The sequence below is a fragment of the Tsukamurella soli genome (assembly GCF_039541155.1).
GTDB classification, from domain to species: domain Bacteria; phylum Actinomycetota; class Actinomycetes; order Mycobacteriales; family Mycobacteriaceae; genus Tsukamurella; species Tsukamurella soli.
This window is the reverse complement of the sequence record NZ_BAABFR010000037.1, coordinates 1-15707: the sequence shown is the minus strand read 5'-3', so window position 1 is coordinate 15707 and position 15707 is coordinate 1. Positions and strand designations below refer to the sequence as shown.

At 71.5% G+C, this 15707-nt stretch carries 15 protein-coding genes; 8 read left to right on the top strand and 7 right to left on the bottom strand.

The features are described from left to right. Window positions 1-50: 50 nt before the first annotated feature. The 6 genes from ABD908_RS13095 to ABD908_RS13070 are packed head-to-tail and all read left to right on the top strand — an operon-like array spanning window position 51 to window position 8995. On the top strand, window positions 51-1946 hold the full coding sequence (locus ABD908_RS13095) for an arabinofuranosyltransferase (protein WP_344996298.1): 1896 nt from the start codon (window positions 51-53) through the stop codon (window positions 1944-1946). After that, window positions 1943-3871 (top strand): arabinofuranosyltransferase, encoded by a 1929-nt coding sequence (locus ABD908_RS13090; RefSeq protein WP_344996295.1) that lies wholly within the window; start codon window positions 1943-1945, stop codon window positions 3869-3871. Before ABD908_RS13095 ends, ABD908_RS13090 begins: the two co-directional genes overlap by 4 nt. A gap of 60 nt (window positions 3872-3931) precedes the next feature. Further along, complete coding sequence (dprE1, locus tag ABD908_RS13085; RefSeq protein WP_344996292.1) at window positions 3932-5353, top strand: decaprenylphosphoryl-beta-D-ribose oxidase; 1422 nt, start codon at window positions 3932-3934, stop codon at window positions 5351-5353. Between the two features lie 53 nt (window positions 5354-5406). Then, window positions 5407-6168, top strand: coding sequence for a decaprenylphospho-beta-D-erythro-pentofuranosid-2-ulose 2-reductase (dprE2, locus tag ABD908_RS13080; protein WP_344996289.1), 762 nt, complete (start codon window positions 5407-5409; stop codon window positions 6166-6168). A gap of 7 nt (window positions 6169-6175) precedes the next feature. After that, window positions 6176-8134: an arabinofuranosyltransferase gene (locus ABD908_RS13075; RefSeq protein WP_425584378.1), complete on the top strand. Its 1959-nt coding sequence runs from the start codon at window positions 6176-6178 to the stop codon at window positions 8132-8134. A gap of 27 nt (window positions 8135-8161) precedes the next feature. Next, window positions 8162-8995 (top strand): SDR family NAD(P)-dependent oxidoreductase, encoded by an 834-nt coding sequence (locus ABD908_RS13070; protein WP_344996283.1) that lies wholly within the window; start codon window positions 8162-8164, stop codon window positions 8993-8995. Here ABD908_RS13070 and ABD908_RS13065 read toward each other — a convergent pair. The 6 genes from ABD908_RS13065 to ABD908_RS13040 all read right to left on the bottom strand — a co-directional run bounded on the left by ABD908_RS13065 (window position 8988) and on the right by ABD908_RS13040 (window position 12776). Further along, window positions 8988-9143 (bottom strand): hypothetical protein, encoded by a 156-nt coding sequence (locus ABD908_RS13065; RefSeq protein WP_344996280.1) that lies wholly within the window; start codon window positions 9141-9143, stop codon window positions 8988-8990. The genes ABD908_RS13070 and ABD908_RS13065 overlap by 8 nt on opposite strands. Continuing rightward, window positions 9121-9399, bottom strand: coding sequence for an FAD-dependent monooxygenase (locus tag ABD908_RS13060; protein ID WP_385923050.1), 279 nt, complete (start codon window positions 9397-9399; stop codon window positions 9121-9123). The genes ABD908_RS13065 and ABD908_RS13060 overlap by 23 nt, the downstream gene beginning before the upstream one ends. Before the next feature lie 21 nt (window positions 9400-9420). Further along, window positions 9421-10821, bottom strand: coding sequence for a class I SAM-dependent methyltransferase (locus ABD908_RS13055; RefSeq protein WP_344996277.1), 1401 nt, complete (start codon window positions 10819-10821; stop codon window positions 9421-9423). A gap of 89 nt (window positions 10822-10910) precedes the next feature. After that, window positions 10911-11474 carry an energy-coupling factor transporter transmembrane component T family protein gene (locus ABD908_RS13050; protein WP_344996275.1) on the bottom strand — a complete coding sequence of 188 codons (564 nt, stop codon included), beginning with the start codon at window positions 11472-11474 and terminating at the stop codon, window positions 10911-10913. Between the two features lie 22 nt (window positions 11475-11496). Continuing rightward, a complete protein-coding gene (locus ABD908_RS13045) occupies window positions 11497-12204 on the bottom strand; it encodes an energy-coupling factor ABC transporter ATP-binding protein (RefSeq protein ID WP_344996272.1) in 708 nt (235 codons plus the stop codon). Further along, entirely contained in the window at window positions 12201-12776 is a 576-nt protein-coding gene (locus ABD908_RS13040; protein WP_344996269.1) for a biotin transporter BioY, read from the bottom strand. The genes ABD908_RS13045 and ABD908_RS13040 overlap by 4 nt, the downstream gene beginning before the upstream one ends. A 41-nt stretch (window positions 12777-12817) precedes the next feature. On the opposite strand from ABD908_RS13040, the gene ABD908_RS13035 reads away from it, so the two are divergent. Next, a complete protein-coding gene (locus ABD908_RS13035; RefSeq protein WP_344996266.1) occupies window positions 12818-13393 on the top strand; it encodes a TetR/AcrR family transcriptional regulator C-terminal domain-containing protein in 576 nt (191 codons plus the stop codon). Window positions 13394-13773: 380 nt separating this feature from the next. Here ABD908_RS13035 and aroQ read toward each other — a convergent pair whose 3' ends face one another. After that, window positions 13774-14211 carry a type II 3-dehydroquinate dehydratase gene (gene aroQ / locus ABD908_RS13030; protein WP_344996263.1) on the bottom strand — a complete coding sequence of 146 codons (438 nt, stop codon included), beginning with the start codon at window positions 14209-14211 and terminating at the stop codon, window positions 13774-13776. A gap of 62 nt (window positions 14212-14273) precedes the next feature. On the opposite strand from aroQ, the gene ABD908_RS13025 reads away from it, so the two are divergent. After that, window positions 14274-15707 (top strand): arabinosyltransferase domain-containing protein (locus ABD908_RS13025; protein ID WP_344996260.1); only part of this gene is annotated, 1434 nt, incomplete at its 3' end.

The following is a 15707-nucleotide window of genomic DNA, read 5'->3' as shown; positions in this document are numbered from 1 at the left end:
CGGCTCCGGTGCCCCGCGCGGCGGCGCGGTGCCCGGTAGCCTGAGCCCCGATGCTCCGCCCCAGCCTGTTCACCCGACGCCTCGGTAGCCGCCTGCCCGGCGCCTGCGAGGTGGTGGCGGCGCTCGCGGTCTCCGCCGGCGTGACCGCCGCCGTGGTGGCGGGCTCGCGCCTGTGGCGAGGCGCGCCGTACTCGGAGGGGTACTCCCTGCACGCCGTGACCAATGCGGCCGTGATCGTGTGCCTGGCCGCCCTGGTGGCGACGACGGTGGCGATACGTCGCCGGCTGCGGCCCCGCCTCGTCGCGGCCGCGGGGTACGTGCTGACGGCCGCGCTACCCACGCTGGCCTTCGGGCTGCCCCTCGCGCGGACCCCGCTGTACTACGGCGGCCTGCACCTCGACCAACAGTTCCGCACGCAGTACCTGATGCGGCTCACCGAGTCGCCGGCACTGTCGGACATGAACTACGCGGGCCTGCCGCCCTACTACCCCGCCGGCTGGTTCTGGCTGGGCGGCCGCGGCGCATCGATCCTCGGCATCCCCGCGTGGCAGTTCATGAAGCCCTGGTGCCTGCTGACCCTCGCCGCGGCGGCGACCCTCGCCCTCGCCCTGTGGCGGCGGCTCACGCCGGCGGCCGCCCTGCCGGTCACCACGGCATCGGTGCTCGCGGTGCTGTTCACCAGCCACCAGGAGCCCTACAGCGGCGCCCTCGCAATCCTGGCGCCGCCGGTCACCGTGATCGCCTGGGGTGCGTTGCGGCGGGCAGCGCCGCGCCTGCCCGCCGGCCCGCTGGCGCTGGTGGCCGTGGCCCTCGGACTGACCGCGGCCACGTACACCCTGTACGCGGCCGTCGCGGTGGCGGTACTGGCCGTACTCGCCGTCACCGCGTGGCGGGCGGGCGTCCCGGCGACGACGGTGGCGGCTCGCACCGGGACGGTCGCGGCGGGCGGCGCGGTGATCGCGCTGGTCGTGTGGCTGCCATACCTGATCTCGTGGGTGCGGGATCCGCATTCGACGGCCGGGGCCGCACAGGAGTACCTGCCCACCGCCGGCGCCGCAGCGTGGCTGTCCCAGTTCGAGCCCACCCCGCTGGGCGTGACCACCGCGATCGGCAGCCTGTGGATCCTCTGGCGGCTGCGGCGACACCGCGTCGCCCAGGGGTTCGCCGCGCTCGCCGCCGTCGGCTACGCGTGGACGTTCGCCTCGCTCGTCGCCGCCGCGTTCGGTACGACCCTGCTCGGGTTCCGCGTTCTGCCCCTGCTGTATTCGACACTGGCGGCCGCAGCGGTGTTCGCCGCGGCCGACCTGATCAGGTGGGTCCGTCGTCACGCGGTGGACCCGGTGACGCTGCGCCGCACCGCGATCGGCGTCGCACTGGCCGTCCTCGTCGCACTCGCCCAGCAGGCCACATGGCAGCTGCGGAGCGACGGGGCCCTGGCGTATACCGACACCGACTGCGCCGGCCACCGGGCCGACGGCCGACCGGCCGGCGCGCAGGCCGCGCTGCCCGCCGTCGACGCCACGATCACCCGGCTGACCGGGCGGCCGCGCCGCGACACCGTGGTCCTCCCCACGGATTTCACGCTGCTGGCGTGCCACGGCTACCGCGGCTTCACCTCGTATATCGCGCAGTACGCCAACCCGCTCGCCGACGAGGCGCAACGGAAGGCGCTGGTGCTGACGTGGGCCCGGGCCCGGACCGCCCGCCAGCTGACCGCCGAGCTGGACGCCTCGCCGTACCGGCCACCCTCCGTGTTCGTGTTCCAGCGCACCGCGGCGGGGCTGCTCCTGCGCGTCACGCGCGACACCTTCCCGGCCGACCCGAACACCGCATGGACCTCGGTCACGTTCAGCCGCACCGCCTTCACCGCGCCGGACTTCGTGTTGCGCGACGTCGGTCCGTACACCGTCGCCTACCGCCCACACGCCGCTGCGGACGCCGCGTGACCGCGATCCCGGCGCCGCGGTTCACCGCCGACGTCGCCGCCGCCCTCGTCTCCGCCGGCGCGCTCACGGCCGCGCTCGTCGGCCTCGCAGCCGTATGGCACCCGCCCGTGTACCCGCAGAGCCAGATGCTGCGGTCGGCGACGACGCTCGGGCTCACGGCGGTGATCCTGGCGCTGCTCGCGTGCGCCGTCTTCGAGGCCGCCGGACGACGGCCGAGAGTGGTTCGCGCCGTGGGCTTCCCCGCTGTCGCCGCGCTGCCCGTCCTGATGTACGGGATGCCCCTGCTGCGTACCCGGCTGTGGCTGGGCGGGATCAGCGGCGACCAGCTCTTCCGCACCCAGTACCTCACCCGGTTCACGGATTCGCCACTGCTGCACGACATGACGTACCAGCACACGCCGCCGTTCTATCCCGCGGGCTGGTTCTGGCTGGGCGGGCGGTTCGCCGCGATGTTCGACCTGCCCGGCTGGGAGGCCATGAAGCCCTGGTCCCTGCTGACCCTGGCGTTCGCGGCCGGGGTGACGTTCGCGCTGTGGCGACACGTGCAACCCGGGCGGGCCATAGCCCTGACGACGATGACGGTGCTCGCCACCCTCGCCACCGATGCGCAGGAGCCGTACGGCGCCACGCTGATCATGGTGTTCGCGCCGATGATGGTGCTGGCCTGGCATGCGATGCGCACCGGCGATCGGGTGGACCTGCTGCTCGCGGGGATCTTCGTGGGCGTGCTCGCGATGACCTACACGCTGTACGCGGCGGTGGCGGCCGCCACCGTCGTCATGTTCGCCGGATTCGCGGGCCGCATCCGCGCCGCACACTGGCGCGATGTCGCGGCCCGGCTCGGGGTGGTCGCCGCGATCTCCGGCGCGATGGCCCTACTGGTGTGGATCCCGTACCTGCTGGCCATCGCCCACCTGCCCACCGCCGACTCGGGTGGAGCCACCGACTTCCTCCCCCTCGCCAGCGCGATGGTGTGGCTGCCGCAGGCCGATACCTCCGCTCTAGGCCTCGTCTGCCTGGTCGGCACCGTGTGGCTCGCGTGGCGCATCCGCACCGACCGGGTCGCGCAGGCGCTCGCCGCCGGACTGGTGACGATGTACGCGTGGGCGCTCGCCTCGCAGGTGTTCACGTTGTTCAGCGCCACCCTCCTGGGCTTTCGGGTGCACGCCGCGATGTACGGGCTGTACGTCAGCGCGGGGGTCATGGCCGCGTACGACGGTGCCGGCACCCTCCGCACGGCGCGGTTCGGCGGGGGCCGGACATCGCTGCGCGAGGTCTCGCACGCCACGCGTGCCCGCATCTCCCGCGCCGCGGCGGTCCTCGGACTGATCGCCGCGCTGGCGGTCGCGCAGCAGGGCCTGGGCGGGCTCGGCTCCCAACTCGACGCTGCCTACCAGGACGTCGACGGCACGATGAGCCGCGCCGACGGCGGTGCCCGCCGCGACCAGTCCGACCTGGCCACCGTGGACGCCACCGTGCTGTCGCTCACCGACCGGTCCCGCGAGGACACCGTGGTACTGACCACCGATCCGGTGTTCCTCGCGCTGTACCCGTACTGGGGCTTCCTCGCGTCGTTCGGCCCGTACTCCAACCCGCTCGGCCGCTACCCGGAGCGGGTGGCCGAGATCACCCGGTGGGCGGACGCCCGCACACCGGCCGACCTGGCCGCCGACCTGCGCAGTTCGCCGTTCGGGGCGCCCGACGCGTTCGTGTTGCGGGCGGCCGCACCCACCGACGGCCACGTCGTCGACGGTGCCGGCGCGGGCCTGCCCGGGGCCTACTACCTGCGGATCACCGAGAACACGTTCCCCAACGACCCGAACCTGTACGTGCGCTGGCTCGCGTTCGACCCGGCCGCGATGGCGGGCATGGCGGTACGCACGGTGGGTGCGTATGTCGTGGTGGTGCCCAGCCCCGAACAATGATCCGCCCGCCGCCGCCGCGATCCGCGGGGTCGCGACCACCGCGCGGTAGCCTCTTAGGCGATGTCTACGTCAACGAACACCTACCTGCCTATCACCACGCGCAAGCTGATGGGCTGGTCACGCACCACCCCGATCCAGGGGCACGTTCTGTCCACGCCCGACGTGGAGCAGATCGCCAAGGCCGTCGCGCTGGTCGCCGACGCCGAGGCGGACAAGCCGTCGTACCTGCGCCGCGGCGTCATCGCCCGCGGCCTGGGCCGTTCATACAACGAGTCGGCGCAGAACGCCGGTGGCCTCACGATCGACATGACGCCGCTCAACGCGATCCACGACATCGACGCGGACAACGCGATCGCGGACGTCAGCGCCGGGGTCGACCTGGACACGCTGATGAAGGCGGCCCTGCCGTTCGGCCTGTGGGTGCCCGTGTTGCCCGGCACGCGGCAGGTCACCATCGGTGGTGCCATCGCGCACGATATCCACGGCAAGAACCATCACAGCGCCGGCAGCTTCGGCAACCACGTGGTCGACCTGCAGCTGCTGGTGGCCGACGGCCGCATCCTCACCCTCGGGCCGGACGGGACGCCCGACGACCCCACCGGCGAGTTGTTCTGGGCCACCGTGGGCGGCATCGGCCTCACCGGCATCATCCTGCGCGCGAAGATCAAGATGCACCGCACGGAGACCGCGTACTTCCTCGCCGACACCCGGGTGACCAGCAACCTGGACGAGACGATCCAGCTGCATCTGGACGGCTTCGAGGACGGCTACGAGTACGCATCAGGCTGGTTCGACTCGATCTCGGCCAAGAAGCTGGGCAGGTTCAGTGGCTCTCGCGGCAGCCTTGCCAAGCTCGAGGACCTTCCGGACAACCTGGCCAAGGATCCGCTGAAGTTCGACGCGCCGTCGCTGGTGACGCTGCCCGACGTCTTCCCCAACGGGCTGGCCAACAAGTTCGACTTCTCGATCGTCGGCGAGCTGTACTACCGGATGGGATCGAACTCCGACAACAAGATCAAGAACCTGACGCAGTTCTACCACCCGCTCGACCTGTTCGGTGAGTGGAACCGCGCCTACGGCTCCAAGGGCTTCCTGCAGTACCAGTTCATCGTGCCGATGGGGAACGAGGACGAGTTCAAGCGGATCATCCGCGACGTCCAGGCGTCGGGCCACGTGTCGTTCCTCAACGTCATCAAGCTGTTCGGTGACGGGAACTCAGCCCCGCTGAGCTTCCCGTTCAAGGGCTGGAACGTCTGCCTCGACTTCCCCATCAAGAAGGGCCTGCACGAGTTCGTCACCGAGCTCGACCGCCGGGTCTTCGCGATGGGTGGTCGCCTGTACACCGCGAAGGATTCGCGCACCACCGCGGCGATGTTCCACGCCATGTACCCGCGCGTCGACGAGTGGATCGCCACCCGCCGCCGGATCGACCCCACGGGCGTGTTCATGTCCGATATGGGCCGTCGCCTGGAACTGGCCTGACCGCCGCCGCGGCGAAGCCCCGAACCGCACCGACAACCAAGGAAACAGACCTGATGAAGAACGCCGTGGGCGTCCCCCAGTCCCTGCTGCTGCTCGGCGGCACCTCCGAGATCGGCCTCGCCATCGTCGCGGAGTACCTGCAGAAGGGCCCGATGCGCGTGGTCCTCGCCGCGCTGCCGAACGATCCGCTGCGCGAGCAGGCGGTCGCGCAGGTGGAGGCGGCGGGAGCGTCGTCGGTCGAGCTCGTCGACTTCGACGCCACCGACTTCGACGCGCACCCCAAGACCATCGACGCGGCCTTCGCGGGCGGCGACATCGACGTCGCGATCGTCGCTTTCGCTCTCGACTTCGACGCTGAGGAGCTGTGGCAGAACCAGCGCAAGGCCGTCCTCCTCGCGCAGGTCAACTACACCGGCTCCGTCTCGATCGGCGTCCTGCTGGGCGAACGGCTGCGGGCGCAGGGCCACGGCCAGATCATCGCCATGAGCTCGGTGGCGGGGCTGCGCCCGCGGCGCAGCAACTTCGTCTACGGCTCGTCGAAGGCCGGCTTCGACGGCTTCTACCTCAACCTCGGCCTGGCTCTCGAACCGTTCGGCGCATCCGTGCTGGTGATCCGGCCGGGCATGGTGCGGACCAAGTTCTCGGCGCACGTCAAGGAGGCCCCGCTGACCATCGACAAGGACGTCATCGCCCGGCTCGCCGTGGACGCCGCGCTCAAGGGCAAGACCCTGATCTACGCGCCCGCGCCCTGGGGCTTCGTGAGCTTCGGCTTGAAGAACGTCCCGCAGCCGATCTTCAAGAAGCTGCCGATCTAGCCCGCGGATGGCCACCGACCGATCCGAGGCCGTGACGGCCACAGCACCCGTACCCCCGGCATCACCGGATGCCGCCGCGCCGCACCGCGCGGTCACCGTCGTCGTGGACCTCGCATGCGCGGTGGTGCTCGGCGGGATCGTCGCGGCCGTCGGCTACGCGGCGATCGGCACGGTGCACTGGCCGGCGTACCCGAGCTCCGATGTCACCCGCACGCTGACCACCCTCGGGCAGGTCGCGTGCATCGCGATCCTCGCGGTGTGCGCGTGGCTGCTGTCGACGGAGCCGTTCGGCCGCGCCGTACGCCCGGCGCTCGCCCGCACCGCGCGGGTGCTGGCGTTCGCCGCGACGTCGGCGCTGGTCACGGTGACGCTCGCGCTACCGCTCGGCGCCACCAAGCTGTACCTGGGCGGAATCACCGTCGACCAGCAGTTCCGCACCGAGTACCTCACGCGGTTCACGCAGTCCCCGGCGCTGCACGACATGACGTACTTCGGGATGCCGCCGTTCTACTCCCCCGGCTGGTTCTGGCTGGGTGGGCGGTTCGCGCACATCGCAGGCCTCGCGGGGTGGGCGGCGTTCAAGCCGTGGTCGGTGATCTCACTCGCGGTGGCCGCGACGGTGGCGCTGGCCCTGTGGCTGCGCGTGTGCACGCCCACTCGAGCGATCGCCGCGACCCTGGCGACCACGGTGGCGATGCTGCTGTACGGCTCGGCCGAGCCGTACGGAGCCGTCATCACGCTCCTGCTTCCGCCCATGTCGATCCTCGCCTGGCGCGCGCTGACCGGCACCGCCGGCCGCGCCGCCGTGGTCGGGGTGGGCGTGTATCTCGGTGTCGCCGTGTGGTTCTACACCCTGTACCTGGCCCTCGCGGCGTTCACGGTGTGCGTCATGGCGGTCGTGGCACTGGGCGCCGCGTGGTGGCGCCGGCGGGTCGGCGACTCCGTGCCCTTCCTGCCGATCATCGGCCGATTGGTCGGCATGGGCGTGATCGCGATCGTGATCGGCCTGGGCGCGTACGGCCCGTACTTCGTGAAGGCCCTCTCGGGCAGCCCCACCGGTAAGGGCACCGCCTTCCACTACCTGCCCGTCGAGGGCACCGTGGTCCCCTTCCCGATGCTGCACGCGTCGCTACCCGGCCTCCTGGCACTGATCGGCGTGGTCTGGGCGATCCTGCGCTGCCGCACCAACTCCCTGGCGCAGGCGATGGGCCTTGCGATCGCCGCCGCCTACGGGTGGGCGCTGCTGTCGATGGCCGCCACGCTCGCCGGGACCACCCTGCTGGGCTTCCGCACCGAGTCGATGCTGCACGTGCTGCTGGCCGCCGCCGGGGCACTGGGCGTCGTGGACCTCGTCGCCACAGCGTGCGCGGCCGCCGGGACCGGCGCCCGGGTCGCGGCCGTGGTGCTCGCCACCGTCGCCGCGATCGGCGTGGCGCAGACGGTGCCGCAGCAGCTCTCGGGCGTCATCTCGACCGCCTACACCGACACCGACGGCGACGGCGTGCGCGCCGATGCCCGCCCGCCCGGCGCCGAACAGTACTTCCCGGCGGTCGACGCGATCATCCGCCGCGAGACCCACCGGCCGCGTACCGGCACCGTCGTCCTCACCGCCGAGTACGGCTTCCTCGCCGTCTACCCGTACTGGGGGTTCCAGAACCTCACGTCGAACTACGCGAACCCCCTCGCGCAGTTCGCCGCCCGCTCCGCGGCGATCAAGCAGTGGGCCGCATCGACGTCGCCCGACGACCTGATCCACCGTCTGAACACCTCGAAGTGGCGGCCGCCCACCGCATTCGTGTTCCGTTCGGCCTCGGACGGCTACGAGCTGCGGCTGGCCGAGGACGTGTACCCCAACAACCCCAACGTCAAGCGATACACCGTCGCGTATCCGCCGGCACTGTTCGACGACCCGCGGTTCGACGTGAGCACCGTCGGTCCCTTCGTCGTCGTGGTGCGTAAGCCCTGACGCCCGCCCCGCCGAGAAGGAGACCCGATGTCGTTTCGCCGATCGCTACAGGAGCTGATGCAACGCAGGACGCTGCTGCCCGGGCCGGTCGACTCGGTGCTGTCGGGGCGCGGGCGGGACGTGTCGGGCCTGACGGTGCTGGTCACCGGCGCCTCGGCGGGCATCGGCCGGGAGACGACGGTGGCGCTCGCGGCGCGCGGTGCCACGGTGATCGGCGTCGCGCGGCGCGAGCAGGAGCTGCGGGCGCTCGCCGACGAGACCGGATGCCGCTGGGTCACCTGCGATCTCATGGACTCCGACGCGATCGACCGGCTGCTCGGCGAGCTCGGCGGCGAACCGATCGACGTCCTGGTGAACAACGCGGGACACTCGATCCGGCGGCGCATCGTCGACTCCACCGACCGGCTGCACGACTACCGGCGGACCATGCAGCTGAACTACTTCGCGGCCGTGCAGATGTCACTCGGCCTGCTGCCGGGGATGATGAAGCGCGGCCAGGGGCAGATCGTCAACGTGTGCACGTGGGCGTTGCACGCCAACACCTTTCCGCGGTTCTCCGCCTACGCCGCCTCGAAGAGCGCACTCGCGATCTTCGGCCGCTCGCTGAACGCCGAGCGCCCGCACCCGAATGTGCACGCGACCAACGTGTACTTCCCCCTGGTGCGTACCGAGATGATCTCGCCCACAGCCGAGTACGACGGGGTCGGCGCCCTGTCCGCCGCGGAGGCGGGGCGCTGGATCCTGCACGCGGTGACGCACCAGCCGGTGGAGGTCTCCCCCGCCGCGCTGCGTGCCGTCCTGCCGGTGATCGACCTGCTGTCCCCGCCCGCCGCGGACCGGGCGATCGCCTCGCTCACCTGATCCCGAACGCCTCGACAGGGACATCGATCGGCCACCCGGCGGGGTCCGGGCGGTCGGCGCCCACCCAGGCGATCACCCCGTCGGGCCGGACCAGGGCGTAGCGGAACCCGGTCGCACCCGCCGGCTCAGCGCCGGTGCCGGGGCCCATCAGCGCACCGTCTCCCGCCGACAATCGATCCGACGGCCGGGAGCCGTCCGTCAATGGGGCCACGCACTACGAGCGAGAGGCGCCAGCAGAGGTCGGCCGCGTCGGCGAGCCCGAGTCCCAGCCCCTGACCGCCGAACGGCGGATGGACGTGGGCCGCATCGCCGGGCAGCAGCACTCGGCCGAGGCGGTAGGTCCGCGCGACACGGGGATTCAGCCTGCTCCGACGGGCTGTCGTGCCACTCACACCCGCTGACATCCTCGCGAGCAGCCCGGGGATTCAGTCGCCGATCGAATCCGTCCACGCCCGGCGGTTCCACCCCATCCGAGCACGCCCACCGGGACCCTGCTTGACCGCCAACACCTGATGAATGGTCACCTTGCCACGCTCGAACGCGAGCGCACACGTCGCCAGGTACAGCAGCCACGTCCGGGCGCGCTCGACCCCCACCAGGGCCACCGCCTCGTCCCAGCCCGCCTGCAGGTTGTCCACCCACGCCCGGAGCGTGAGCCCGTAGTGCTCGCGGAGCGACTCGTCGTCCCGCACCTCCAGGCCGGCCCCCTGAAGCGCGGTGACGGTGTCCGAGAGTGGCAGGATCTCGCCGTCCGGGAAGATGTAGCGCTCGATGAAGCTGGGCGCGGACCGCTTCCGCGGTTGCAGCGGCCGCACCGCGGCGATGGCGTGGTTGAGCAGGCGCCCGCTCGGCACGAGCAGATCGGCGAGATGGTCGGCGTACCCGGCGAGTTCGGCCCGGCCCACGTGCTCGCTCATCCCGACCGAGGCGATCGCGTCGAACGGTCCGTCGGTGACGTCGCGGTAGTCCTGCAGGCGGATCTCGACCCGCCCCGGCACCTCCCGCCGCACCCGTTCGACGGCGAGGTCCCGCTGCTCGCGGCTCAGCGTCACCCCCACGACCTCGACGCCGTACTCGCGTGCAGCGTGGATCGCCAGCGAGCCCCAGCCGCAGCCGACGTCGAGCATCCGCATCCCCGGCCGCAGTCCGAGCTTCCGGCAGATCAGGTCGAGCTTGCCGCGCTGGGCCGCGTCCAGGTCACCGTCGGGCCCCGACGGCCAGTAGCCGCACGAATAGACCATGCTCGGGCCGAGGACCAGCCGATAGAAGTCGTTGCCGACGTCGTAGTGATGGGATATCGCCTGCGCATCCCGCTCCCGACTGTGCAGCTGAGGCTGCTCGCGGCCGTGTAGATGGAGCCGCTCACCATGCACTCCCAGCCGCAGTCTGCGGGTCGGGATCTCGGTGCTCGGCGGCGGCAGGGGCCTGCCCAGGCCACCCTCGAGCAGCACCGTGGCCGCAGCGCGGGCCACCGCGCCGGGGGGGACGTGAGCGAGCTGGTGGTGGCCGAACCGGTCGATCACCTCGGGTCGATCGAGGACGTCGACGATGCTGCCCTCGATGTCGAGGTCGCCCGACACGAATGCGCGCACCAGGCCGAGCTCGTTCGGTGCCCACGCGATGCGGCGCAGCGCCCGGGGACTGCGGAACACCACCGTCCCCGCTGCCGCCGCCGGCGATGTCGGGTCGGGTCCCGCCTCCGAGCCGTCCCATGCGCGTACCCGCACGCCGACCTCGACCCCGAGAAGCTCCTCGACCGCAGCCGACAGGCGGGGCGCGACGGGGCGCAAGCGGACGACTGGCAGGTAGTCGGTGGCGAGGGACATCTCAGCTCCATTCGTAGTTCGAAGTTCCCTACCTCCACGGTATGCCCGTTCACGCCCGTTCGCCCGCCCAACCGCCCACCGAATACGGCTCACAGGCCGCGCGCCGCGATGGCCTCCCCGATCAGGTCGGCATCGCGGATCAGGCGCACCAACACCGTCGGGAGCACCCGGACCGGCGACGCCTTCTGCCCGCGCGCCCAGCACGCCTCGCGCGTGGACCGCACGGTGAGCGTCACCGTCGGGATACAACGGATGGTCAGTGCCAGCAGCAGTTCGACACGCGGACCCAGGAGCCGGCCGAGAACTGCGACGAGGTCGGTGACGCGCGTGGTGAACACCAGCAGGCCGGCCGCGACCACGCCCACCAGCAGTTGTCCGACCGGCGCCACCGCGGCGCCGAGCCCGTCGGTGAACCAGTGGAAACCGGTGAGGACCGCACCGAGCACCAGCGCCGGTCGTAGGGCCTGCCACATGTAGCGGGGTCCGAGACGCGCGAGCGGGAACAGCGCCAGGCACATCACCAGCGCAGCGGCGAGAGCCACGGGCCGGGGGAACACGGCGAGCATCGTGATCCCGCCGGCGACGGCGATCAGCTTGGGCGCCGCCGGAATCCGGTGCACGACGGATGATCTCGGCGCGTACGTGCCGATCACGGTGGCCCGCTCAGCGCGCGGGTCATCGCGCGGCCAGCTCGCGGTAGTAGCCGACCGCCTCGGCGGGTGCCGCATCGCAGGCGATCTCGCCCCGATCGATCACGAGGACCCGGTCGAAGTCGTCGAGCATGTCGAGGTGGTGTGTCAGCAGGATCACCTGCTGCGCCAGACCCGCCAAGATCTCCTCGACCCGCAGCATATTCCGCAGGTCGAGCAGCGTGGTCGGCTCGTCGCACACCAGGATCTCGGGCTCGGTCACCAGCACGGAGGCGAAGGCGAGAAGCTGCTTCTGGCCCGAACTGAGCAGCTGCGCAGGGCGATCCGCGAGCTCGGCGAGCCCGTACCGGTCGAGTGCCTCGGCCACCCGAGGATCGGCGACGCCGGTGCGCCGGGCCCGCCGCCCGCGGCCCCGCAGCGACAGTGCGACGTCCTCGGCCACCGTCGGCATGATGATCTGCGCCGACGCGTCCGCGAACACGAAGCCCACCCGCTCGCGGGCACGGGCACGATGGCGCCGCACGTCGTCGCCCCCGACGGTCACGGTGCCCCGGTCCGGTACCACAAGGCCGTTGAACGTCCGTGCGAGCGTGGACTTCCCGGACCCGTTGGCGCCGACGATCCCGATCCGCCGCTCGGTCAGCGCGGCGGTGATCCCACGCAGCACGGGCTCGCCGTCGAACGCGTGCCATACGTCGTCGAGCGCGATCCCGGACGCCGGCGCCGGGGTCACGTGAGGATCTTCGGATACGCCCGTACCACCGTGGCCGTGACGAGCGCGGTGACCACCACCTTGATCAGGTCGCCGGGCAGGAACTGCACCGAGCTGGAGACCACCGCGAACAGACCCGAGCCGACCCGCCACGCCTGCCAGGGGATGCCCACGGCGTACACGACCACCATCATCCCGATCACGTTGGCCGACAGCAGCACCGCGACGTTGCGGCGCCCGAACCGATCGACCAGCAGTCCGGTCACCAGTGCTCCGACGATCGAGCCGATGAGATATCCGCCCGACGGGCCGGTGATCACCGAGATCCCGCCGCTGCCGCCGGCGCCGATCGGCAGGCCGACGACGATCAGCACCACGTACACCAGGACCGAGATCGCACCCCGGGGCGCGCCCAGCAGCGTCGCGGCCAGCATGAAACCCAATGTCTGCAGCGTGATCGGCGTGGCACCGCCGAAGGAGATGCCGCCCGGCACCGCCAGAACGGCCATGAGGGCGGCGAACATCGCGATCAGGGCGAGGTCACGCGGGGACACGGAGCCACCCAGTTCGGCATGGGTGCGGCGATTGAACACGGTTCAGTAGTAACGGGAGTGCTCGGATACAGTCAAGTCCCGTGGCGATCAACCGACAGGACGTGCTCGACTCCGCGATCCGAGTCCTCGACACCGTCGGCCTACCGGACCTGACGATGCGCCGCGTGGCCTCCGATCTCGGCGTCGCCCCCGGTGCCCTGTACTGGCACATCCCCAACAAGCAGTCGCTGCTCGCTGCGATCGCCGACACCGTCCTCGCCGATCCCGCCCTCGCGGCGGCGGCGTCCAAGTCGCGCATGCGGTGGGATCGCCGCCTGGCCGGGTACGCGCACGCGCTGCGCGCCGTGCTGCGCAAGCACCGCGACGGTGCCGAGGTGGTGTCCGCCGCTCTCGCGTCCCGCCTCGGCAGCCGCGGCATCCACGACGCGATCGCCGCGATCGCGGCCGACGCAGGCGCCAAACCCGCCGACGCCCGCGCCGCCGCAGGGACCCTGGTGCACTTCGTGGTCGGCTTCACCTTCGAGGAGCAGACGAGGGAGCTGATGGACCGCGCCGGCGCCGCAGCCGGCGAGACCGACCAGGTGAGCACCGACCGCTCGTTCGCCGACGGTGTCGACCTCATCGTCGACGGCCTCCGCACCCGCCTGCCGGCATGAGCCCACCGGCCGCCCCTTCGGGCGCTTACCGACAGCACACCAACTCACCGAATGTCGCGACGCTCACCAAGGAGGCGCTCGTCGGTCAGCGTCCGAACCTTCGGTAGGCATCGGCACTTTCGGTAAGAGGCTGCACCGTCGGTAAGCGACAACCGAGCGAGTCGGCTGGAGGCGTCTCGCGGCTGAAGGGCTCGGCACTCACCCGCGCGGGCGAGCGATTGCCGGGGTTGGATCCATGCATCGGTCACATCAGATGCGACGCCCCACAGCCTCCCCGTATCGACGCACGCTCCCGGAAGGCGCTCCCGCGCCTGTTCATCCAAGCGCGGGAGGACATTTCGGTCGCGGGAAGCCAGGCAGGCGATGTACTACCAGCGCCGCTACCCGATCGCGTCGGCGGCGCGGTCGATGGCGTAGCCGTAACCGGCGATGCCGCAGCCCACGATGATGCCGCTGGCGATGGGCGAGATGAAGGAGTGGTGCCGCCACTCCTCCCGGGCGTGCACGTTGGTGATGTGCACCTCGAAGATCGGGACCTCGGGAATCACCAGCGCGTCACGCAGCGCACCGGAGGTGTGGGTCCAGGCACCGGCGTTGATCACGATCGCGTCGAAGACTCCGCGCGCGGCGTGGATCCAGTCGATCATCTCGCCCTCGTGATTGGACTGCCGACAGTCGACCTCGACGCCCCGACCGGCCGCCACCCGCTCACACAGCGCGACCACGTCGGCCAGCGTATCGGTGCCGTACACCTCGGGCTGGCGGATACCCAGCGTATTGAGGTTGGGACCGTTGAGCACGAGGATCTTCGAGGTCACGCGGCGAGCGTAACGCAGGGACTTCCGGTCCGGCACAGGTCCTGGGACTAGCATCGTCGCTCGTGCAGCAGCCGATGCGTCCCGCCGGAGACCCGGCCCCAGGCAGTCCGGCCCCGGCCGCTCCCACGCGCTCGGCGCGGCGGGCCCGGATCACCGCCGCGGTCACCGGCCTCCTGGGTCTGTTGTTCGCGATCCTCACACCACTGATGCCGGTGCACCAGACCACCGCCACCCTCAGCTGGCCGCAGCACGGCACGCTGCGCGGAGTCACGGCGCCGCTGGTCTCGTACGTGCCCGACAGTCTCGACGTCTCCATCCCCTGCGCCGCCGTCGACTCCCTCCCCGGCGGGGTCGGGGTGCTGGTGTCCACGGCCCCACCCGAGTCCACCGACACGCTCGGGCGCGCGCTACTGATCCAGGTGACCGGCGACGCCGGTGCACCACCCGACCGTCGCACCCTCGAGGTGGTCGTGCGGAACACCCCGCTGGTCTCCGCCACCGTCGCGCAGCTGCAGTCGCCCGGCTGCGGCGCCATCACCTTCTCCGGGACGGCCGACACCGTCCGCGGTGAGATCACCGGCCTGCGCGCAGCGGACGGCTCCGCGATCGTCGGCGAGAAGCACAACGGCTTCGACTACCGCCCGCAGGTGGTCGGGGTGTTCACGCAGCTCACCGGCCCCGTCACACCGGCGACCGCCATCCGGTTCACCGCGCACATCGACACCCGCTACACGACCACCCCCGCGCTCGCCCGGTGGTGCACGATCGTCGCGGCGATCGCGCTGATCCTGCTGAGCCTCGTCACCCTGCACCGCCTCGACGGCGACTGGGACGGCCGCCGCCACCGTCGGGTCTTCCCCCGGGGCTGGTGGCGCCCCACCCGCCTCGACTCCACCGTGATCGCGACGCTCGTGATCTGGCACTTCGTCGGCGCCAACACGTCCGACGACGGCTACATCCTGACGATCGCCCGCACGGCGTCGCACGCGGGCTACACGGCCAACTACTACCGCTGGTACGGCGCTCCCGAAACGCCGTTCGGGTGGTACTACGAGGCGTTCGCGTGGCTGGCCAAGCTCACGACGGCGAGCCCCTGGGTCCGGCTGCCCGCACTCGCGTGCGGCATCGCCACGTGGCTCATCATCAGCCGCGAGGTGGTCCCGCGCCTGGGCCGCGCAGCCCGCAGCCGGTACACGATGTGGGCCGCCGCCGGGGTGTTCCTCGTGTACTGGCTGGCCTACAACAACGGCCTGCGGCCCGAGCCGGTGATCGCGCTCGGCGCGCTGCTGACCTGGTGTTCCGTCGAGCGCGCGATCGCCACCGGCCGAGTGCTGCCGTACGCCGTCGCCTGCATAGTCGCAGGGTGGACTCTGGCGGCCGGGCCCACCGGCATCATGACCGTCGCCGCCCTGCTGGCCGGCTTCCGGCCGGTGCTGCGCCGCATCCTCGCTCGCGCCCGAGCCGCGGCCGACGGTGCCGGCCGGGTCGACGGTGCC